This is a genomic window from Halolamina sp. CBA1230, from assembly GCF_002025255.2.
In the GTDB taxonomy this organism is placed as follows: Archaea; Halobacteriota; Halobacteria; order Halobacteriales; family Haloferacaceae; genus Halolamina.
Genome location: NZ_CP054587.1, coordinates 1,077,714 through 1,097,811 on the forward strand (window position 1 = coordinate 1,077,714; position 20,098 = coordinate 1,097,811).

The following is a 20,098-nucleotide window of genomic DNA, read 5'->3' on the forward strand; positions in this document are numbered from 1 at the left end:
TCGACACGGGTCGGAGGAGGGCGTGGTCGGTCTCGTGGGGTCTTTGGACGCCACACGATCACGGCACGACGCTCCGCGCTCGCGGCACGGAGACCGCGAGCGGTCACTCGCCGCCGACGGTCAAACACTCCCACGGCGTCTAGTTTCGTGGCTCCAGCACGGAGGCTGGAGCAGGGCACGCGCCGTGGGAGGTCAAAACACGCTGTCGGCGGTGGCCGCACCCACCACCGCGAACACGGCGCCGATGCTCACTGCCTTCCCGGTCTGGGCCGCGTCGGCGTCGAACGCCTCGGGCGCGGCGAAGCTGTACGCCAGCACCAGCACCGAACCGAAGGAGACGAGCATCAGCGTCAGGAACCGGGAGGGGATCCCCGCAACCTCGGTCTCGTCGTCGGCGTCACGGCCGCTGTCCGCGCGGTAGAGCGCCCCCCAGCCGATGGCGACCACCATCGCGACCACGACCGCCCACTGGAGCCTCCCCATAACGCCCGCGAGCACCCACACCTCCTCGGTGACCACGAACGGGCCGGCGAGCAGGAACCCGCCGACGACCTGCTGAGCCACGTCGGCCGGACGGAACTCCCGGTTGAACAGCCGGCGGAGGATCGACCGCGCGATACTGGTCATACGCCACCGTCGGGGCGGGCGGTCTTTACTCCGGCGGGAGCGACGGGAGGGAGCGTCCGACCGGGTCGGCTGACAGTCGCCGACCCGTCCGTTCAGAAGATGTTCGCCTGCCGGTACACCGAGATCCCCTCGTTGGTGATCTCGTAGGGCTTGGTCTCGCGGGAGTGGTTCGCGTCCCGGATCTTCTGGATCTCCACCGCCAGCCGCGTCTCCCGGAAGTCCGAGGGCCGGACGTACTGGAGGATGAACACCGCGTCCACGAGGTACTCGATGATCCCGTACCGCGAGGTGTAGGGGTCGTCGCTGTTGGCCTCGGAGGTGAGCATCGTCGTCACCCCCGCGCGTTTGAGCGAGCGCGCGAAGTCGAACACCTCCGAGCGGCGCTGGGCCGGGTGGTCGTACATCATCTCCAGCAGCGACACCGAGTCCAGTACCAGTCGATCGGCGTTGAACTCCTCGACGAGTCGGGAGATATCGTTCCGGATCGACGACAGCGAGTTCGCCATCTCGATGGGGTCCATCGCGACGATCGCCAGCCGCCCCTCCTCGCGCCACTCGCGGAACGACCAGCCCTTCTCCTCGGCGGTCGAGAGGATCGCCTCGCGGGACTCCTCCAGCGTGACGTAGATCGCCCGCCCGTCGTTCTGCAGCGCCTCGGTCAGGAACTGGAGGCCGAACGTGGTCTTCCCGGTCCCGGCGGCGCCGATGGCGACCATCAGCGAACGCTTCGGGACGCCGCCGAGAACCATCTCGTCCAGCCCCTCGATCCCCACGTCGATGCGGTCGATGTCCGAGTCGAGCTCGGCCTCGTCGAACGACTCCGGCTCGCCGCCGAAGCCGCCGCCACCGAACCCCTCGCTGCCGCCTCCGCCGAACTCGCCCGCACCGCCCTCCTCGCCGATCGCGCCGCCGCCGCTCCCGCGCTCGCCGAAGCCGGAAGCGTCGCCGAACGGGTCTGCCCCGGACTCGGAGCGCTCGCCGCCGGCGACGCCACCGAACGGGTCGGCCCCGCCCTCGCCGCCGCCACCGAACGAGTCCGCCTCCCCCCCGGTGTCGCTCCCGGCGCCGGACTCCCCGAACTGGTCGAGTTCCCCTCCGCCGAACGGGTCGGACTCGGAGCGCTCCACGGGCTCCTCGTCGGCGTCGGCAGTCTCCCCTTCGTCGGGCGCCCCACTCTCGGATCCGTCGTCGGATTCCTCCTCGTCCTCGGCCGAACGCTCCGCTCCCTCGTCGGCCTCGCGCATCGCGCGCTCGAACCAGTCCTCTTCCTCGTCGTCGCTCATGTGGGCGCGCCCACCTCCGCGGGGCGGTCGGTCATTGTCGGACCCTCGGCGCGCCCGCAAATGAAGGTTGTCCGTGCCGAGTCGTATCCGCGCGCTTTTGCCGGCGGGGTGGGAACCGCGAGCCATGCTGGTCGGTATCGTCGCGAACCGGGGCAACAAGCGGGCGTCGTTCCTGGCGGCGGATATCCGCGACCGCCTCCGGGAGGTCGACGTCGACGTGTGGCTCGACGAAGCCACGGCGCGCACACACGACGAGTCCGGCCACCCGGTCGACGCGATGGACGCCTGCGACCTCGTCGTCGCCATCGGCGGCGACGGCACGTTCCTGTTCGCGGCCCGCGGGGTCGGCGGCACCCCCATCCTCGGCGTCAACCTCGGCGAGGTGGGCTTCCTCAACGCCGTCGGCCCGGAGGAGGCCGTCGACGAGGTGATGCGCGAGGTCGAGGCGCTGCGGGCGGACGAGCTCTCGGTCCGCGAGGCGCCGCGGCTCGTCGCCGCGGGCGAGGAGTGGAAGAGCCCGTCGGCGGTCAACGAGATCGTGCTGCAGGGTCCCCAGCGCGGCCGCGCTGGCGGCGTCGACCTCGAAATCCGGGTCGCCGGCTCGCTGTTCTCCTCGGGGCGAGCCGACGGCGTGCTCGCGGCGACGCCGACAGGGTCGACCGCGTACAACCTCTCCGAGGGCGGGTCGCTGGTCCACCCCGACGTGGACGCGATCGTGCTCAACGAGATGTGCGCCGACGCGGGAATGCCGCCGCTCGCGGTCGGCCTCGACAGCGAGATCACGGTCCGTCTCTCGGGCGCGCCCGAGGCTCACGTCGTCGTCGACGGCCGCGTGACCCGGAGCCCGGAGCTTCCCGTGATGGTGACGATCCGGACCGCTGACACCCCGGTGCGGATCGCCGGCCCCGACTCCGAGTTCTTCGAGGCGCTGAACAAGCTCGAGTAGGGTCGCTCCGTCGCCGGACGGCCCGTGGACAGTGTCGAGGGGTTCCGAAGGAGTTCGTGGCTCGCTCGGGGTTCAGCCCCAGTTGTCCTCGCGCGTCGGCCGGTCCGACAGCGCGGCCACGTCGACGCCGGCCAGCGGTCCGTCGGCCGCCGCCGCGGCGTCGAGCGCGTCGAGCGCCGCGCGAGCGGACACTTCGGTCGAGAGGTAGGGGACGTCCTCGTCGACGGCCGTTCTGAGGCTATCACGCTCCGTCGACAGCAGGAAGTCGACCTCGCCGGCCATCAGCGCCGTCTCGAGGTCGTCAGGGGCGACCAGATCGAGGTGCTCGGCGAACTCGTCGACCACCTCGTCGGGCCAGTCGCCGTCGACCGCGAGCGTGCCGGACTCCGGGATCTCGTTGCCAGCGGCGATCTGTGCCTTGCCGTAGGCGGCGCCGAAGCTCCCGGCGGTGCCCATCACCTCGCCGGTGGACTTCATCTCCGGGCCGAGGCGGGGGTCCGACTCCGGCAGGCGGTCGAACGGGAGCACGACCTCCTTCACGCTGGGCTGCTCGGGGATCTGCTCGGCGACGTCCATCTCGGCCAGCGGCTCGCCGGCCATCGCGCGGGCCGCGAGCTTCGCGATCGGCACGCCCGTCGCCTTCGAGACGAACGGGACGGTACGGGAGGAGCGGGGGTTCGCTTCGAGCACGTACACGGTCGGCTCGCTCGCGGTTTCACCGCTCGCTTCCGAGGCGCGTTGCGCCTCGCGTTCCCCGTTCTTCACGGCCAACTGGACGTTCAGCAGCCCCACCGTCTCGAGCGCCTCCGCGATCTCCTCGACGACCTCGCGGACGCGAGCCATCGTCGCCTCGTCCAGCGAGCGCGGCGGGATCACGCAGGCGGAGTCGCCCGAGTGGACGCCCGCGCTCTCGACGTGTTCCATCACGCCGCCGATCAGCACGTCCTCCCCGTCGGCGACGGCGTCGACGTCGAGTTCGACCGCGTCCTCCAGGAACGAGTCGATCAGGATCGGCTTCTCGGGGGAGACGCGGACCGCCTCCTCGACGTACTCCTCGAGCTCGTCGTCGCTGTGAACGATCTCCATCGCGCGCCCGCCGAGCACGTAGGAGGGGCGCACGAGCACTGGGTAGCCGATCTCGTGAGCGAGATCGAGTGCTTCCGCCTCGCTGGTCGCGGAGCCGCCGGCGGGCTGTTCGATCCCGCGCTCGGTCATCAGGCGGTTGAAGCGGTCGCGGTCCTCCGCGAGGTCCATCGCGTCGACGCTGGTGCCGAGGATCTCGCAGTCGATCCCGCGGCGGTCGAGTTCGTCCTTCAGGGGCTCGCCGACGTCGACGGAGGTCTGCCCGCCGAACTGGACCATCACGCCGTCGGCGTCGGTGGCCTCGATGGCGTCGGCGACCTCCTCGGCAGTGATCGGCTCGAAGAACAGCCCGTCGGAGGTGTCGTAGTCCGTCGACACCGTCTCGGGGTTGTTGTTGAGCACGTGGGCGTCGATGCCGAGCTCCGAGAGCGCACGGACCGCGTGGACCGCACAGTAGTCGAACTCCACGCCCTGCCCGATACGGATCGGGCCGCCACCGACCACGACGACGCTCTCGGCGTCGCGGTCGACCTGGAGTTCGCCCGCCGCGGCCTCGCCCTCGAACGGCCCGGTGAACGACGGCGGCTTGCGCGAGGAGTAGTAGTACGGCGTCGACGCCGCGAACTCGCCCGCGCAGGTGTCCACCTGCTTGTACGTGCGGCCGGGGACAGTCGCCTCCACCTCGCCGACGCCCGCGCGCTCGGCGGAGACGGGCAGCCCCTCGCTCTCGGCGCCGGGGGCGACGGGTTCGGCGGCCTCGCGCCACGCGCCGCGGGTCTCGGGCAGCCACGTCAGGCTGCTGTCCTCGAACACGTTGCCCGCGAGCGCGGAGATCTCGGCGTTCGTGAACCCCGCGACCGCCGCGGGCGTGAACTCGCCGTCGACGACCTCCTTGCTCGCCTCGACGATGCGGGCGAAGCGCTCGACGTACCACTCGTAGATGCCCGTCGCTTCCACGACCTCCTCGACCGAGAAGCCGCGCTCGAACGCCTCGAACATCGCGTACGGGCGGTCCGGGCTCGGGCGTTCGAGATACCCCTTGCGGAGCTCCTCGTCCTCCAGCGCGTCGAACTCCACGGCCGGGTCGTACTCGGAGCTTCTGAGCGCCTTCAGCAGCGACTCCTCGAACGTGCGGCCGATCGACATCGCCTCGCCGGTGGATTTCATCGCCGTCGAGAGCGTGAAGTCGGTGTCGGGGAACTTGTCGATGGGCCAGCGGGGCACCTTCGTCACCACGTAGTCGATCGCCGGCTCGAAGGCGGCGGTGGTCTCGCCCGTGATCTCGTTGGTGATCTCGTGGAGGCGCTTGCCCAGCGCGACCTTCGCGGTGACGCGGGCGATCGGGTAGCCCGTCGCCTTCGACGCCAGCGCGGAGGAGCGGGAGACGCGCGGGTTCACCTCGACGACGCGGTACTCGCCGCCGGGAGTGCCGTCGTCGCGCCACGCGAACTGGATGTTACAGCCGCCCTGGATGCCGAGGTCGCGGATCACCTCCAGCGCCGCGTCGCGCATCTCCTGGTGGCCGTCGTCGGGGATCACCTGCGACGGCGTGACGACCGTCGACTCGCCCGTGTGGATCCCCATCGGGTCGAGGTTCTCCATGTTGCAGATGATGATACAGGAGTCGCCCGCGTCGCGCATCACCTCGTACTCCAGTTCGACCCAGCCCGAGATCGACTCGGTGATCAGCACCTCGTCGTTGCGCGAGAGCCTGAGCCCCTTGCGCGTGCGTTCGAGCAGTTCGTCCATCTCGTGGACGACGCCGGAGCCCGAACCGCCCAGCGTGTAGGTGGTGCGGGCGATCACCGGGAGGCCGCCGACCTCGTCGACGGCGTCCTCGACGCGCTCCTTGAGTGCGTCCTCGCTCATCTCCGTCGCGGACTCGCCCTCCTCGAGCGTGACGGTCGTCGACGCGGGCACCGGCTGGCCCAGATCCTCCATGCGCTGGCGGAACAGGTCGCGGTCCTCGGTCGCGTAGATCGTGTCCAACGGCGTGCCCATGACCTCGACGTCGTACTCCTCGAGCACGCCCTGTTCGGCGAGTTCGGCGGTGACGTTCAGCCCGGTCTGGCCGCCGAGACCGGCGATCACGCCGTCGGGGTTCTCCTTCCGGATGACCTCCGCGATGGCCTCGGGCGTGATGGGTTCGACGTACACGCGGTCGGCCGTCTCGGGGTCGGTCATGATCGTCGCGGGGTTCGAGTTGACGAGCACGACCTCCGCGTCCTCCTCCTGGAGCGCCCGGCAGGCCTGGGCGCCGGAGTAGTCGAACTCCGCGGCCTGCCCGATCTGGATCGGCCCGCTCCCGATCAGCAGGATGGTCCGGCCCGCACCGGCACCAGTATCGCCCGCTGTGACTGGCTCCGGTTCCGCCGCCGCTCCGTCGTCACTGCCGGTGTCCGTCATTACTCCTTCCGAGTACGTGAATCGTAATAAGCTCGGCGAATGGCTACGAGGTCCGAAGCGATATTACGAATTTCGAAACCAGTCGGTGGTGCGGAACACACCTGCGAGCGTAACCGGGATAGTGGTCCTGCCCGTGGCCCCAGCCGTGCCCCGCGAGTACGACAAACTCGTCCGCGACGATATCCCCGAAATCATCGAGGCCGACGGCGAGACCCCAGTCACCCACGTCGTCGACGGGGAGGCGTACGAAGAACGACTGTTCGACAAACTGGACGAGGAAGCAGCGGAACTCCGAGAAGAGCCGGGCGCCGACGAACTCGCCGACGTGCTGGAGGTGCTCGACGCGCTCCGGACGCAACTCGACATCGACGAGAACGAACTCGAGCGAGTCCGCAAGCGAAAGGTCGGCGAACGCGGGCGGTTCGACGACGGGATCGTACTGGAGCGCGTCGAGGACTAGACGTACGGTTCGGGGTCGAGGTCCCGCTCGTCGCGGTACTGGTCGACGAACTCCTGGACGTCGAACTCCAGCATCTGTTCCTCGAACTCGGTCATCGCGCTGTCGCTCTCGGCGTGGGAGATCGCGTGCTCCATCATCTCGACCACCAGTTCCACGATCACCTCGTGGAGCCGGCGCGCGTCGAAGTCGGAGACCCACACCATCGCAAAGCCCACGTCCCCCTCGTCGGTTGCGTCGGCGACGGCGACCTGCTCGGGGAACTCCTCCATCACCATCCCCATCAGGTGGGGAGTGCCGAAGTCCGGCATCTCGTCGCTGGTCGTCTCGACCACGTCGTCCAGCGTCTCCACCAGGAACTCCGGGAAAAATCGCGTCGGCGGGTGCATATCCATCACCACCGCGTGGGCGTCCCCGCAGTCACAGTCGAGTTCGCGCATCCCGAGATCGAGCGACGTGAGCGCGATCGTCTCGCCGCAGGGGAGCTCCAGCCGCTCGCCGCCTGCCGTAGCCATGGTCGAGGGAGGGGGCTGCCCGGGGAAAAGGTCGCCGCTCCCGGGCGGCACAGCTGACCGTCGCGGCGGCTCGGGCCCGTGATCCGTTACTCCTCGTCGTCTTCGTCGCTCGACCCGATATCGAACGCCTCGCCGTCGTCGTCCGCCTCCTCGTCGGCGACCGCGACGTCGGTGGCGCCGTCGGACTCGTCCGTTACTTCGATCTCCTCACCGTCTTCGTGCTCCGCTTCCTCGTACTCCTCCTCTTCGCGCTCGATCTCCAACTCAACTTCGACCTCGATCCCGTCGGTCTCGAGTTCGGCCTCGATCTCGCGCTCCTCGCCGGCCTCGACCTCGAGTTCCTCACTGTCCACCTCGACTTCGACCTCGACGTCGATGGAGACGTCACGTTCCTCGGACATACGCAGGGGTGTAGGAACGGGGACGGGAAAGTTCGGTCGGCCGGCTGGGGGTGCGAGTCAGCCGGCGATGGTTCGACGGCGGGGTGAGGCGATCGTCGGTGAACCCTGACCGGCTACAACTGTTTTCCCCATCCTCACGTACACGTTCGTATGGCCAGTGAAGACGACGATCGGAAGCACGGCGTCGAGTTCGGATCGCTCGCGGACGATCTCGAGAACGAAGAGTATCCAATAGACAACGAGGAGCTGCTGGAGACGTACGGGGACCGGGAGCTCGAACTGCAGGACGGTAGCCAGTCGCTCCGGGACGTACTCGAACTACAGGGTGAGAGGACGTTCGATTCGGCGGAAGCGGTGATGGACGCCGTCGTCGGCATGGTCGGTGACGACGCTATCGGCCGGAAGTACGAATCCGACAGGGGAGGGATGGCGGACGAGGGGACTGACGAGTCGGTGTAGTCGGTCTCCGGGGGAGTGGCTTCCGTCAGGGGACACTGACGTGTTTTCGGTCGCCTCGCTCACGAGAGCTTGCTCCCGTTTCCGGTCCTGGGACCGCTCGCGTACCGAGGCCGTTTACCTCCGCTCCCTTCGGTCGCGGAGTTTTCCAGTTCTGCAGCCGCCCGCTCGCGGGTCGCTAACGCTCCCCGCTCGCGTACCGAGGCCGTTTACCTCCGCTCCCTTCGGTCGCGGAGTTTTCCGGCCTCGCCTCCGACACGCTTTACCCCCAAACAACCCGACCACGAAACATGCAAGAGGAGACCCGCGTCGAGTGGCGTCAGTGGGGCCAGGACGCCTTCGACGAGGCCCGCCGGCGCTCCGTGCCCGTCCTGCTCTCGCTCTCAACCACGTGGTGCGTCGACTGCCACGAGATGGACGCCACCACCTACGCCGACCCGAACGTTGCGGCCAACGTCAACGATCGCTACGTCCCGATCCGCGTCGACGCCGACCGCCAGCCGCGAGTTCGCGAACGCTACGCCGCCGGCGGCTTCCCGTCGACCGTCTTTCTCACCCCCGACGGCGAGGTGCTCTCGACGGCGACCGCGCTCGCGCCGGACGGGATGCGGCAGGTGCTCGACCGCGTCGCCGAGAACTACGCCGAGAAGGGCGACGACGCCGGCCGCGTCCCGCGCGCGCTCTCGGGCGACCTCCCGCCGGCGGGCGAGGTCGACGCCGCGATCGAGGAACAGCTCGCCGGCCAGCTCGGCGAGAAGTTCGACGACCGCTTCGCGGGCTGGGGCGAGAGCGCGAAGTTCCCGCTGGCCCGCACCGTGGAGTTCGCGCTCAAACGCGAGCGCCAGCAAGCGCTCCGAACGCTCGACGCGGTCCGTGACCACCTCCACGACGGCGTAGGCGGCGGCTTCTTCCGCTACGCCGGCCGGCGTGACTGGGGCGAGGTCCACCACGCGAAGCTGCTCGACACCAACGCGACGCTCCTCCGGGCGTTCGCCCACGCCTACGTCTACACCGGCGAGGACGCCTACCGCGATCCGGCCGACTCGACCGTCGAGTTCCTCACCGACGAACTCTGGGGCGGCGTCGCCGTCGGCGGCAGCGTCGGCCCGGGCGAGGGCGCAGAGTACTGGCGGAAGAACGCCGAGGAGCGCTCGGACGCCCGCTCGCCGCGGACCGACCTCACCGCCTACGCGGGCGGGAACGCGCTCGCGGCCGACGCGCTGCTGACGTTCCACGGCTACACCGACGACGAGCGCGCCCGCGAGTACGGCGAGCGCGTGCTGGACTACCTCGAACGCGACCTGCTCGAACACGGCTCGGTCGTTCACTTCCGCGAACGCGGGCAGACCGGCCCGCGGGACGTGCTCTCCGATATCGTCGCCGTCGTCGGCGCGTTCACCCGCGCCGAGCAGACGCTGGGCTACGGCGCCAACGTGGCCCGGACGGTCGCCGATCACGCGATCGAGACGCTCCACGACGGTGGCTCGTTCCAGGACGGCCCCGCCGAGGGCGCGGGCCTGCTCGATCGCCCGCTCCGCCCGCTGGACGGCAACGCCGCGATGGCGAACGCCCTCGTGGATCTGGCGACGCTGACCGGCGACGACGAGTACCGCGAGATCGCCCGCGAGACCGTCGGCGCCTTCGCGGGCGCCTCCCACCGCGTCGGCGTGCAGGTCGCGGAGTACGGCACCGCCGCGAGCCGACTCGTCCACGAGCCGCTGACCGTCGCCGTCGCGGACGAGCCGGGCAGCGACCTCCACCGCGCTGCCCTCCGGATCGCCGATCACGAGAAAGTGGTCGTCCCCGACGCCGACGAGTCGGTCGCGCCGGATCTCGACCGCGGGACCGCCCGTGTCGTCGGCGTCGACGAGCCCGCGAGCGACCCCGAGGCGCTGATGGAGCGTGTCGGCCGGCGAGAGTAGGAGAGCAAAGAAACAGTCCGAAACGGCGGACACGAGTAAACGTCCGGTGAGTTTTTCACGGCTCGAACTGTGACGAGTGAGCATGGCAAGCTTGCGCGATCTCGGGCTCTCGGAGTACGAGGCCCGGGCCTATCGGGCGCTGCTCGACGACTCCCCGAGCACGGCGAAGGAGCTCTCGGGGTCCAGCGACGTGCCGATGGGGCGGGTGTACGACGTGCTGAAGGATCTGGAACGCCGGGGGTTGGCCCGGAGTCAGGCCGCGAGCCGGCCGAAGAAGTACGTCGCCGTCGAGCCCGAGGCGGCGCTGGATCGCCTGCTCGACGCGAAACGCGAGGAACTGAAAGAGCAGGAGACCCAGTACGAGGAGACCGTCGAGGAACTGGAGGGCGATCTCGACGCCGGCGTCCCCACCGAGGAGGGGTTCTGGACCGCCGTCGTCGGCCCGGAGGAGAGCGCCGACCTGCTGCTCGAACGGCTCGACGCCGCGAGCGAGCGGGTGATCACCGTCGCGGGCGGACCGACGCCGCAGTTCGACGTGGGCGAGTACGGCGACGAGGTGACGGCGGCGCTCGGGCGCGCGCTCGACCGCGGCGCGGAGGTGTCGGTGCTGCTCGGCCCGGACCTGATCGAGACGCTGCCCAACTCCGCGCTCAAACGCTACGAGAAGGAGCTCGCGAACCACCCGGATTTCGAAGTCCGAACCACCGAACGGGTGAGCGGTTCGTTCCACCTGATCGACGGCGTCGAAGCGTGTATCGAAGTCCCGAACCCCCTGACGCCGCGGGAGCCGTTCGCGATGATCGACCTGAAGGATCGGGAGTTCACCGCCGGCGTGCGGGAGACGTTCGATCCGCGGTGGGCGGAGGCGGAGCCGCTGACGACGCCGGACTAGATCGAGAGCTCCTCGCGGAGCCGGCCCATCGTGACTTCGCGCTCGGCAACTGCGTCGTGCTGGTGGATCGACTCGTCGTTCTCCTGTTTGACGTGGATCACCGCCTCGTCGTCGAGATCGGGGTAGGCGTCGACGACCCCCTCCGCGAGCGAGCGGACGCAGTCCTCGACGAACTTCGCGTTCGCGTGGGCCGCGTAGGTCATGTGGTCCTCGTCGGGGCGCTTGGCCATGTTGTAGATCCGCGCGCTCATCGAGTCCCGGGCGATCTCGATCAGCTCCATCAGGTCGACCTCGGGTTCGGCCTCCTGGCTCACCGTCAGCGTGGCGTGCCCGCGCTGGGAGTGGCCGGGCTGGGGCACCTCGTCGAGGAACGCCTCGGCCGTCTCGTCGTCGACACCCAGCTCCGCGAGCGTCTCCCGGGCGCGCGCCTCGGACATCCCCTGCGAACAGGGACAGACGGTCATCCCGGTCACGCGACAGCCGATCTCCTCCTCGATCCGCTCCTCGGTGGCGGTCGCGGAGGCGATGATATCGACGGTACTCTGGGTGGGGCGGCCGCTCGCGGGGGTCTCCTCTTTGAGCATCCACTCCGCCTCCATCTGGACTTCGGCGGTGGTGGTGTACTCGTGTTTGGCCAGCAGGCGCTCGGCGGCCTCGCCACAGAGCGCCTCGACGCGGTCGGTCTCGCCGTCGACGGCGTCCTCCAGCACCTCGTCGATCACCTCCATGTTCCGGCTCATGTCGATCCCCTTCCGCCGGCTGGGGAGGTCGACGAACACGGAGAACTCCGCGGTCAGCACGTACGGTCGGTCGTCGCCCTCGAGTTCGACGAGCTTCTCGACGCCGGTGACGCCGACCTGACTCAGCCCGACGGTCACGTCGGGTTCGTCGGCCTGTACGTCCGGAAGCTGGTGACTCATTACCGGTTCTCCGTTCCGCGGGGCGATTAGTGTGTTGGAACCGGAGTGGCCGCCGGGACGGCGTTCGCACCCGTCACGGCGTCGGTACGGAGGGTGGCCTCGGTCGCGAACCCTGATCGATCAGGGCCAGTCGTCGCGCTGATCCCCTTCCTCGAAGTGGTCCTCGTCGTCGTCGTCCGCGGCGGCGACCTCCCAGCCCGCCGCCTCGGCGGCGTTTTCGAGCGGGAGGTACTCCCAGCCGACTGCCTCCGCCTGTTCGCGATGCTCCTCGGACGTGCCGACGAACACGTGACGTTCGGTGTCGAACTGGCGTTTCACGTTCTCGAGGCTCTCCTCGACGCCCCGCGGGCCCGAGAAGAAGTCCTGCCTGATGCGCTCCTTGCGCGTGAAGTTGGTGACGACGTAGGTGGGTTTGTCGCTCACCACGCCGACGTAGCTCGTCCACCCGCGGGCGTCGTTGAACACCGCGTTGGGGTCGTCGAGCGACTTCAGCGCGTCCAGTTCGAACGCGAGCGTCATGTCCGAGGAGCCGCCGGAGTCCATACGCTCACTGGGGACGGTCTCCGCAAAACGACTTCGATACGTGAGTTCGGTGTGTCGGCCCGCTGCTTCGCCCTCGCCAGCTCTTCTTCCCGGCGAGGTCAGTCGCCCAGTCCGGCCGTACAGCGCCGGACTGATCAGTCGTCCGCGACCGGCGCTTCCAGATCGTCGACGCTGAACGATTTCTCGACCAGCTTCTCCTTCTCGTCGCCGACGTGGATACCCTCACGCATCAGCTGTTTGTACGCCGACTGGGGCGCGAGGTCGCCGATCAGCACGCCGCCGACGATCCGACCCTCCTTGAGTGCGAGTCGGCGCCACTCCGTGTCGGAGTACTTGCGCTCGACGCTGTCGTCGCCCTCCGTCGGGTGGCCGAAGGAGAGGAACGGGAAGTCGAAGTGGGTGATGGAGTACGAGGAGACCCAGCGGAACTCCTCGTCGCCGTAGTCAAGCATGTTCTTGGCCGCGCACTCGCCCTGGGCCTTCGCGGAGCCCCAGGCACCGTTCTGTGCTTGATCGCCCAGGATCAGGTCGTTGAACTTCGTGCAGTCACCGGCCGCGTACACGTCGTCGAGGTTGGTCTGCATGTACTCGTCGACGACGATCCCGTCCGCGTCGTACTCGAGACCGGTACCGCGGAGGATCTCGGTGTTGATGTCCAGCCCGATCGCGACCCCGGCGAAGTCGGCGTCGTACTCCTCGCCGTTTGGGTCGATCGCGGACTCGATGTGGCCGTCGTCGTCGACCTCGAAGTGGTCGACGCCGGAGTCGAACACGGGGGTGACGCCGCGCTCGCGTAGCGCCTCGTGGATGATCTCGGCGCCCTTCTCGCTGAGCGCGTAGCGCCACCAGGCGTTGCCGCGCATCAGGTAGTACGCTTCGACGTCCTGGGCGCCACAGATCGCCGCGAAGTCGATGCCGAGCAGCCCCGCACCGACGATGACGCCGGTGTCGGCCGCCTCCACGTCGGCTTTGATCTTCCGGGCGTCCTCGAACGTCCAGAAGTGGTGGATCCCCTCCGCGTCGGAGTTGTCGACCGGGAGCTGTGCCGGAGTGCCGCCGGTAGCCAGCAGCAGCTTGTCGAAGCTGTACGTGTCGCCCTGGTGGCTCGTGACGACGTTGTCGTCGGTGTCGATGTCGACGACGAGAGTGTCGAGCTGGAGGTCGATATCCCGCTCCTCGTACCACGACTCGTCGTGGATGGAGATGGGCGCCTCGGGGAGCTTCCCCTTCGCGAACTCCTTGATCAGGATGCGGTTGTAGAGAGCCTCCCCCTCGTCGGTGATGACGGTGATGTCGGCGTCCGGGGCGTTCTCCCGCAGCGTCTCCGCCGCTGAACTCCCAGCCACCCCGTCGCCGATGATCACGAACGACTCGCTCATGGCTCCAGCTTTGGCAGTGGGGGTTAATGTGGGTTGCCATACGGCTTTCGGTAGGGGAAAACGACCCACACCACAAGCTCGGTGGGTTGAAGGTCGTTGCGGCCCAGTTTCGAGCTGATGAAGCTCCGCCAGAACGTCCGCCACTTCGCGGCGAAGCAGGCGCTCACGATGCCGGTCGTCGGGGAGAAGATGAACGAGAAGCTCGTCGATCTCCACACCCGCGAGTTCGGGGAGCGCGCCGAGGCGGGCCACCGCGAGGAGCGGGAGCCCCATCTGGAGGCGTTCTTCGACTGCACGATCGACACGTACATCGCGGCGCTGGAGGAGGGGTACCCCGAGGCCGAGGCCCGGGAGATCACGCACGTCCAGGCCAACTTCGACTTCTACAACCACGGCTGGACGGAGATGATGGAGTTCCCGGTCGACGAGGTGGAGGAGCATTACGACCGCTACGCCGACTTCTTCGAGGCCCACGACGTCACGATCGACGACCCGCTGGGCGAGTTCCGGACTCGCGAGATCCCCGACGCGCCCTCGACGCCGGAGAAGCTCGACGACCCCGAACACCCCCACGCGGCGGAGGGGTTCGCCGACGACGTGTACGTCGAGACCGACGAGGGTGTCGTCGCCGGCGACCGATCCGACGAGATCCAGGAGTCGGAGTGAGCCGTTTCGGCCGGGTGGCGAACAGGTGACTCGGTCGTCGACGCGGGCCAACGCCGACGCGAACGCGACGGACTGAGCCACACACCCGCGAGGCCCGCCGCGGTGGAGGGTTCAGGTCACGACGGGGTTGGTCGCGTTTTGGTACTTAAGGGTCGGCCTCGATTTCTCTCGTTCGTACGAAAACCGTTCCTCGCCCGATGAACAGCACTGCAGTTCGGCGTTTTCTTCGCCGGGAACGACACCGCGGAGTTCGGTGTTTCGACCTCGAACCCGACCGCGGAGTGAGCTAGACCACTTGTGACCGCAACCGCCCCGCACAGCCCACACATCTCCCCAGCCGACTCGTTCGCTTCGCTCACTCGTCCCTCGCGCTCGGTTCGCGGACGGAGCCGCTCACGCTTCGCGCCGACCACGACCGCGGTGCTGTGGCGGTGGACGCGAGGGCTCGCCACCGGCCGGCGAGCCCGTGGGGAGGATGGGGGGAAGACCATCGCGGTGCTGTGCGGTCGCAGTACAAGTGGTCAAGCATCGAGATGCTGTTGCGGTCGCTGTAAACGACTGATTCGACAGAACCTCAGTTCCCCAAAGAAAACCCGAATCAGTCCGCCTTCCGGTCGATCCGTTTCGCGCACTCGAAACCGGCGACGATCCCCCCATCGAGGCTGCGCTCGGGGTACTGGGCCTCGCTGGCCATCCCGGCGTAGTAGAGCCCGTCCGCCACGTCGTCTTCCAAGTCGTACGGCACCACCATGTCCAGATACCCGCGCTCGTAGATCGGCGCCGCACGCGGGGCCTTCGCCAGCCGGAACTGGTCGACGTGCTCACGGCCGAACTCGGGGTACATCCCCCCGATCGCGTCGAGCCACTCCCGTTCGATCTCGTCGTCGTCGGCCGTCGCCAGCCACTCCTCGTCGCTCTGGACGTAGGAGGCGACGTAGAGGAGATGCTGGCCGCCGTAGCGCTCCGGCGGGACGAAATTCGTGTGCTCGATCAACGCGCCGAAGGGGGCGTCGTCGGCGATGTTGAGCCAGTACGTGTCGGTCAGCGGCCGGTCCATCGTCACCACCGCACAGACCGCGCCCTGGAAGTCGATCTCGCAGGTGTACCCCGCCAGCTCCTCGAGCACGTTCGGCATCGTCGCCACCACGACGCCGTCGGTGTCGCGGGTCGTCGTCTCGCCGCCGGACTCGGTGGTGACGGTCTCGACGTCGCCATCCTCGATCCCGAGGTCAGTCACGCGGGTGTTCGTCCGCACGGTGTCGCGCCCGACCGCGTCGATCAGGGGGTCGAGCAGCGCCTCGAACCCACCGTTGGGGTAGCCGAGGATCTCGCCGCGCAGCAGGTCGCGCTCGCCGCGGAACTTGATCCGACCGAGCAGCCACGCCGCGCTCACGTCCTCCTTCCGGTCGCCGAACTTCGCGTCGAGCAGCGGTTCGAAGAAGTTCTCGTACACCCCGCGAGTCGTGTGTTCGAGCAGGAACTCCTTGATCGGCACGTCCTCGAACTCGCTGAGGTCGTCGTACGTGTCGAAGTCGGGGATCCCGCCGCGCACGTCGATTTCGAGGGTGAGCATCCCCAGTCGGAACTTGTCGTAAACGCTCATGTGCGGGTAGGCGAGGATCTCCCACGGCTTGTCCATCGGGTGGGCCTCGCCGTCGACGAAGTAGGCGTTCTTCCCCACAAGCCACTCGATCCGGTCGCCGACGCCGAGTTCGTTCGCGAGGCTGGCGATCGTCTGCTCGGATTTCGAGAGGTGGTGGTAGAACTTCTCGATCGGGTCGCCCGCGGTCTCGTAGCTCGCCGCGAGCCCGCCGAGCTCGTCGCTGCCCTCGAGGATCTCGACCTCGTGACCGCGCTGCTGGAGGCTGTACGCGGCCGCGAGGCCGGCGATCCCGCCGCCGACGACGTGGTACATACGTCCTAGAGGGGGTGTGAGGTGGAAAACACTCCCGATATGGCGGTCGGCGTACCGGCACACGACTTTAGTCGGCGGCGGGGGAGAGGTCCGTATGGACTCGTCACACACGACCCCCGAGGGCGGCCGATGGTAGAGCTCGCGCTCTCGCTGGGCCGGCTGCTGGTCGCGCTGCTACTGGTCGTTCTGAACGGCTTCTTCGTCGCCGCGGAGTTCGCCTTCGTCAGGATCCGCGCGACCTCGGTCGAACAGCTCGTCGAGGAGGGCCGCACCGGCGCCGGGGTGCTCCAGGACGTGATGAACGACCTCGACAACTACCTCGCGGTGACGCAGCTGGGCATCACCCTCGCCTCGCTGGGGCTGGGGTGGGCCGGCGAGCCCGCCATCGCGTCGCTGATCGAGCCGGTACTGGGATCGGTGCTGCCGCCGACGTTCGTCCACCTCGTCGCGGTGGCGATCGGATTCTCCATCATCACGTTCCTCCACGTGGTGTTCGGCGAACTCGCGCCCAAGACGTTCGCCATCGCCCGGACCGAGCGGCTCTCGCTGCTGCTCGCGCCGCCGATGAAGCTGTTCTACCTGCTGTTCTACCCGGGGATCGTCGTGTTCAACGGTGCGGCCAACGCGTTCACCAGCCTGCTCGGCGTCCCGCCGGCGTCCGAGTCCGACGAAACGCTCGGCGAGCGGGAGATCCGACGCGTGCTGGCGCGCTCGGGCGAAGAGGGCGACGTCAACCTCGAGGAGGTAGCGATGATCGAGCGCGTGTTCGATCTCGACGACACCGCCGTGCGGGAGGTGATGGTGCCGCTGCCGGACGTGGTGAGCGTGCCCGCCGATGCCGACCTCGCCGAGCTCCGTGAAACCGTCTTCGAGTGGGAACACACGCGCTACCCCGTCGTCGCGGCCGACGACCAGACCCAAGTGGTCGGGTTCGTCGACGTGAAGGACGTGCTGCGCGCAAGCGAGGACGGCGACGAGCCGACGGCCGGCGACCTCGCACGGGAGGTGCTCGTCGTGCCGGAGACCACCACCGTCGACGACCTGCTGGTGCAGTTCCAGACCGACAACCAACAGATGGCCGCAGTGATCGACGAATGGGGCGCCTTCGAGGGGATCGCGACTGTCGAGGACGTGGTGGAGGCGATCGTCGGCGACCTGCGGGACTCGTTCGACGTCGCGGATCGGGAACACGCCATCCACCGGCGGCCGGACGGCAGCCTCGACGTGGACGGCGGCGTCAGCATCGCGGCGCTCAACGACGCACTCGGCGCCGACCTCGGCCACGACGCCGTCGAGACCGTCGGCGGGCTGGTCCTCAGCCGCCTCGACCGCGGGCCGTCGGTGGGCGACCGGATCGAGATCGACGGCTACGTCGCCGAGGTGACCGGCGTCGACAACACCCGGATCACGACGCTCCGGATCCGTGAGCAGGGTGACGACTGGGAGGAGAACTCGGAGTAGCGGGGACGGAAACGGCCTCTCGGCGCTTCTCGTCTGTCGACGTTCCCGTAGCAGACTGTTCCCGTCACGGCAGAACGGGGCTCGTTCACGACCGCGCGACCAGCAGCGTCGTCCCCGATCCGTCGAGGAGTCGCACGTCGGACAGTCCGGCGCCCTCGGCCGCCGCCCGGAGCGATTCGGCGTCGTGGACGGGGACCGTCACCGTCTCGCTCGTCGTCGCGGACTCGCCGCTCGACTCGTCGGTCGCGCGGTAGCCCATCCGGAGGTCGACCCCACCTTTCGTCGGGAGATCCGTCACCGAGCGCTCCATCCGGTAGCCGCTACCGGAGAGGACGCCCACCGACTCGACCGCGTCGCGGACGGCGTCGGCGTCGGTCACCGCCCGCAGGAGGAACGTTCCGTCCGGGGCGAGCCGGTCGGCCGCGGCCTCGATCAGCGCCGCGGGATCGTCGACGGTCGGCGGCGCCGCGGGCCCGGCCATCGCGACGACGACGTCGAACGCCGTCTCCGTCGGCAGGTCAAGCGGGTCGCCGACCGCCACGTCCGCCGCCGGCGCGCGGTGGGCGGTGAAGCGGAGCAGGTCGTGGTGGGCGTCGACGCCAAGCGTCCGATCGTAGCGATCACGCAGGTGGGCGAGCAGCGCGCCGACGCCACAGCCGAGTTCGAGCGCGTCGCCGTCCTCGGGGCCGAACGCCCGGACGGCCTCGAAGTCGCCGGCGACGCGCTCCTCGTCGGTCAGTCGGTCGAAGACGGGCGCGAGAGTGGTGTACAGCGAGTGGTCGCCGTCCGGGTCGCGGAGGAGGCGCTCGCAGGCGTCCGGGAACGTCGGTGCCGCGGGGCGGGGCATCTAGGCGTCGTCCCCGGCGCGGCCGGCATTGGCGGTGCTGTCGCCGGACGCGTCTGACCCCGCGTCGTCGCCCTCCGAATCCCCCCCCAAGCGAACGCGAACGCTCTCGGCGTGGGCCTCCAGCCCCTCGGCCTCCGCGAGCGTGGTGACCGTGTCGGCGAGGTTGTCGAGCGCGTCGCGGTCGAGGCGCTGGACCGTCGATGAACGCAGGAACTCGTCCACTGACAGTCCGCCGTGGACTTTCGCGCCGCCGCCGGTCGGGAGCACGTGGTTCGTCCCCGTCGCGTAGTCGCCGGCCGCGACGGGCGCGTACGGGCCGAGGAACACGCTCCCGGCGTTGTCGATCCGGTCGAGCAGCGCCTCGTCGTTCTCGGCCTGGATTGAGAGATGTTCGGCGGCGTACTCCTCGGCGAACAGCACCGCCTCGGGCATCGAGCGCGCGACGAGCACGCCCGAGGCGTCGGCGTCGAGCACTTCGCGGATCGTCGCCGCGCGCTCGCGGTCGTCGATCTGTCGTTCGACCGCTTCGACGATCTCCTCGGCCAGCGCCTCGTCGTCGGTGACGGCGACGACGCTGGCTTCCGGATCGTGTTCGGCCTGGGCGAGCAGATCGGCGGCGACGAACTCGGGATCGGCAGTGTCGTCCGCCAGCACGAGGATCTCGCTCGGCCCCGCGAGGAAGTCGATCTCCACCTCGCCCCGGACCTCGGCTTTCGCGGCCGTGACCCAGGGGTTGCCCGGGCCGACGACCTTCTGGACCGCGTCGACGGTCTCGGTGCCGTAGGCGAGCGCGCCGATGGCCTGTGCGCCGCCGACGGAGTACACCGCGTCGGCGCCGGCCTCGTGGATCGCGGCCAGCGTGACGGGGTTGATCTCCTCGGCGGGCGGGGTGGCGACGGCGACGTGTTCGACGCCGGCGACTTTCGCGGGGACGACGCCCATGATCGCGCTGGAGGGGTAGGCCGCGGTGCCGCCGGGGACGTACACGCCGACGCGGTCGATCGGTCGGAAGCGCCGGCCGAGTTCGCGGTCCTCGAACGTCTCGCGCCAGTCGTCGGGGCGCTGGCGCTCGTGGAACGCCCGGACGTTCTCGACGGCGTCGCGGATCGCCGACAGCGTTTCGTCGTCGATCTCGTCGACAGCGCGCTCGGCCTCGGCGGTCACGTCGAGGTTCGCCACTTCGATACCGTCGAACTCCTTGGAGAACTCCCGGACCGCCACGTCGCCCTCCTCGCGCACCCGGGGGAGGATCTCCCGGACGTCCTCGCGGGCGCTCTCGACGCCCGAGTCCCGGTCGAAGAAGGACCGGCGCTCGCCCGTCGAGAGATCCGCGATCGCTCGTGGTTGCATAGTTCGCGTTCCACGCTGACGGCCTAAGG

At 69.0% G+C, this 20,098-nt stretch carries 18 protein-coding genes; 7 read left to right on the plus strand and 11 right to left on the minus strand.

The window, feature by feature from the left end:
• Window positions 1–192: 192 nt before the first annotated feature.
• Entirely contained in the window at window positions 193–627 is a 435-nt protein-coding gene (locus B4589_RS05500) for a DUF2391 domain-containing protein (protein WP_079233328.1), read from the minus strand.
• A gap of 92 nt (window positions 628–719) precedes the next feature.
• A complete protein-coding gene (locus B4589_RS05505; RefSeq protein WP_079233329.1) occupies window positions 720–1,910 on the minus strand; it encodes a KaiC domain-containing protein in 1,191 nt (396 codons plus the stop codon).
• 124 nt (window positions 1,911–2,034) lie between these two features.
• On the opposite strand from B4589_RS05505, the gene B4589_RS05510 reads away from it, so the two are divergent.
• Window positions 2,035–2,856, plus strand: coding sequence for an NAD(+)/NADH kinase (locus B4589_RS05510; protein WP_079233330.1), 822 nt, complete (start codon window positions 2,035–2,037; stop codon window positions 2,854–2,856).
• A 72-nt stretch (window positions 2,857–2,928) separates the two neighbouring features.
• On the opposite strand, the gene carB is transcribed toward B4589_RS05510, so the two are convergent.
• Window positions 2,929–6,345, minus strand: coding sequence for a carbamoyl-phosphate synthase large subunit (gene carB, locus B4589_RS05515; protein WP_079233331.1), 3,417 nt, complete (start codon window positions 6,343–6,345; stop codon window positions 2,929–2,931).
• Between the two features lie 145 nt (window positions 6,346–6,490).
• Between carB and B4589_RS05520 the strand changes: the two genes are divergently transcribed.
• Window positions 6,491–6,805, plus strand: coding sequence for a nucleoside triphosphate pyrophosphohydrolase (locus B4589_RS05520; RefSeq protein WP_079233332.1), 315 nt, complete (start codon window positions 6,491–6,493; stop codon window positions 6,803–6,805).
• On the opposite strand, the gene B4589_RS05525 is transcribed toward B4589_RS05520, so the two are convergent.
• A complete protein-coding gene (locus tag B4589_RS05525; RefSeq protein ID WP_079233333.1) occupies window positions 6,802–7,317 on the minus strand; it encodes a DUF5815 family protein in 516 nt (171 codons plus the stop codon). The two genes, B4589_RS05520 and B4589_RS05525, sit on opposite strands and share 4 nt — an antisense overlap.
• 86 nt (window positions 7,318–7,403) lie before the next feature.
• Entirely contained in the window at window positions 7,404–7,718 is a 315-nt protein-coding gene (locus B4589_RS05530; RefSeq protein WP_079233334.1) for a hypothetical protein, read from the minus strand.
• A 150-nt stretch (window positions 7,719–7,868) separates the two neighbouring features.
• On the opposite strand from B4589_RS05530, the gene B4589_RS05535 reads away from it, so the two are divergent.
• The 3 genes from B4589_RS05535 (at window position 7,869) to B4589_RS05545 (ending at window position 10,988) form a co-directional block, all read left to right on the plus strand.
• The gene (locus tag B4589_RS05535) at window positions 7,869–8,177 is read left to right on the plus strand and encodes a hypothetical protein (protein ID WP_079233335.1); all 309 of its coding nucleotides are present in this window, start codon (window positions 7,869–7,871) and stop codon (window positions 8,175–8,177) included.
• A gap of 287 nt (window positions 8,178–8,464) precedes the next feature.
• On the plus strand, window positions 8,465–10,096 hold the full coding sequence (locus B4589_RS05540; protein ID WP_079233336.1) for a DUF255 domain-containing protein: 1,632 nt from the start codon (window positions 8,465–8,467) through the stop codon (window positions 10,094–10,096).
• An 82-nt stretch (window positions 10,097–10,178) separates the two neighbouring features.
• Window positions 10,179–10,988, plus strand: a complete 810-nt coding sequence (locus B4589_RS05545) for a TrmB family transcriptional regulator (RefSeq protein ID WP_079233337.1) — start codon at window positions 10,179–10,181, stop codon at window positions 10,986–10,988.
• Here B4589_RS05545 and mptA read toward each other — a convergent pair.
• The 3 genes from mptA to B4589_RS05560 form a co-directional block, all read right to left on the minus strand.
• Complete coding sequence (mptA, locus tag B4589_RS05550) at window positions 10,985–11,908, minus strand: GTP cyclohydrolase MptA (protein ID WP_079233338.1); 924 nt, start codon at window positions 11,906–11,908, stop codon at window positions 10,985–10,987. The two genes, B4589_RS05545 and mptA, sit on opposite strands and share 4 nt — an antisense overlap.
• 120 nt (window positions 11,909–12,028) lie before the next feature.
• Complete coding sequence (locus B4589_RS05555) at window positions 12,029–12,451, minus strand: hypothetical protein (protein WP_079233339.1); 423 nt, start codon at window positions 12,449–12,451, stop codon at window positions 12,029–12,031.
• A 134-nt stretch (window positions 12,452–12,585) separates the two neighbouring features.
• Window positions 12,586–13,830, minus strand: a complete 1,245-nt coding sequence (locus B4589_RS05560; RefSeq protein WP_079233340.1) for an NAD(P)/FAD-dependent oxidoreductase — start codon at window positions 13,828–13,830, stop codon at window positions 12,586–12,588.
• Between the two features lie 117 nt (window positions 13,831–13,947).
• Here B4589_RS05560 and B4589_RS05565 point away from each other — a divergent pair, with 117 nt between their 5' ends.
• Window positions 13,948–14,496, plus strand: a complete 549-nt coding sequence (locus B4589_RS05565) for a DUF6149 family protein (protein WP_079233341.1) — start codon at window positions 13,948–13,950, stop codon at window positions 14,494–14,496.
• Window positions 14,497–15,094: 598 nt separating this feature from the next.
• Here the strand turns inward: B4589_RS05565 and B4589_RS05570 are convergent.
• Window positions 15,095–16,411: an NAD(P)/FAD-dependent oxidoreductase gene (locus tag B4589_RS05570; protein WP_079233342.1), complete on the minus strand. Its 1,317-nt coding sequence runs from the start codon at window positions 16,409–16,411 to the stop codon at window positions 15,095–15,097.
• Between the two features lie 129 nt (window positions 16,412–16,540).
• Between B4589_RS05570 and B4589_RS05575 the strand changes: the two genes are divergently transcribed.
• Window positions 16,541–17,872: a hemolysin family protein gene (locus B4589_RS05575; protein WP_079233343.1), complete on the plus strand. Its 1,332-nt coding sequence runs from the start codon at window positions 16,541–16,543 to the stop codon at window positions 17,870–17,872.
• Between the two features lie 85 nt (window positions 17,873–17,957).
• On the opposite strand, the gene B4589_RS05580 is transcribed toward B4589_RS05575, so the two are convergent.
• Both B4589_RS05580 and hisD read right to left on the minus strand, forming a co-directional pair.
• Entirely contained in the window at window positions 17,958–18,719 is a 762-nt protein-coding gene (locus B4589_RS05580; RefSeq protein ID WP_079233344.1) for a bifunctional 2-polyprenyl-6-hydroxyphenol methylase/3-demethylubiquinol 3-O-methyltransferase UbiG, read from the minus strand.
• Window positions 18,720–20,069, minus strand: coding sequence for a histidinol dehydrogenase (gene hisD / locus B4589_RS05585; protein WP_176330496.1), 1,350 nt, complete (start codon window positions 20,067–20,069; stop codon window positions 18,720–18,722). It abuts the gene before it with no gap.
• Window positions 20,070–20,098 lie beyond the last annotated feature (29 nt).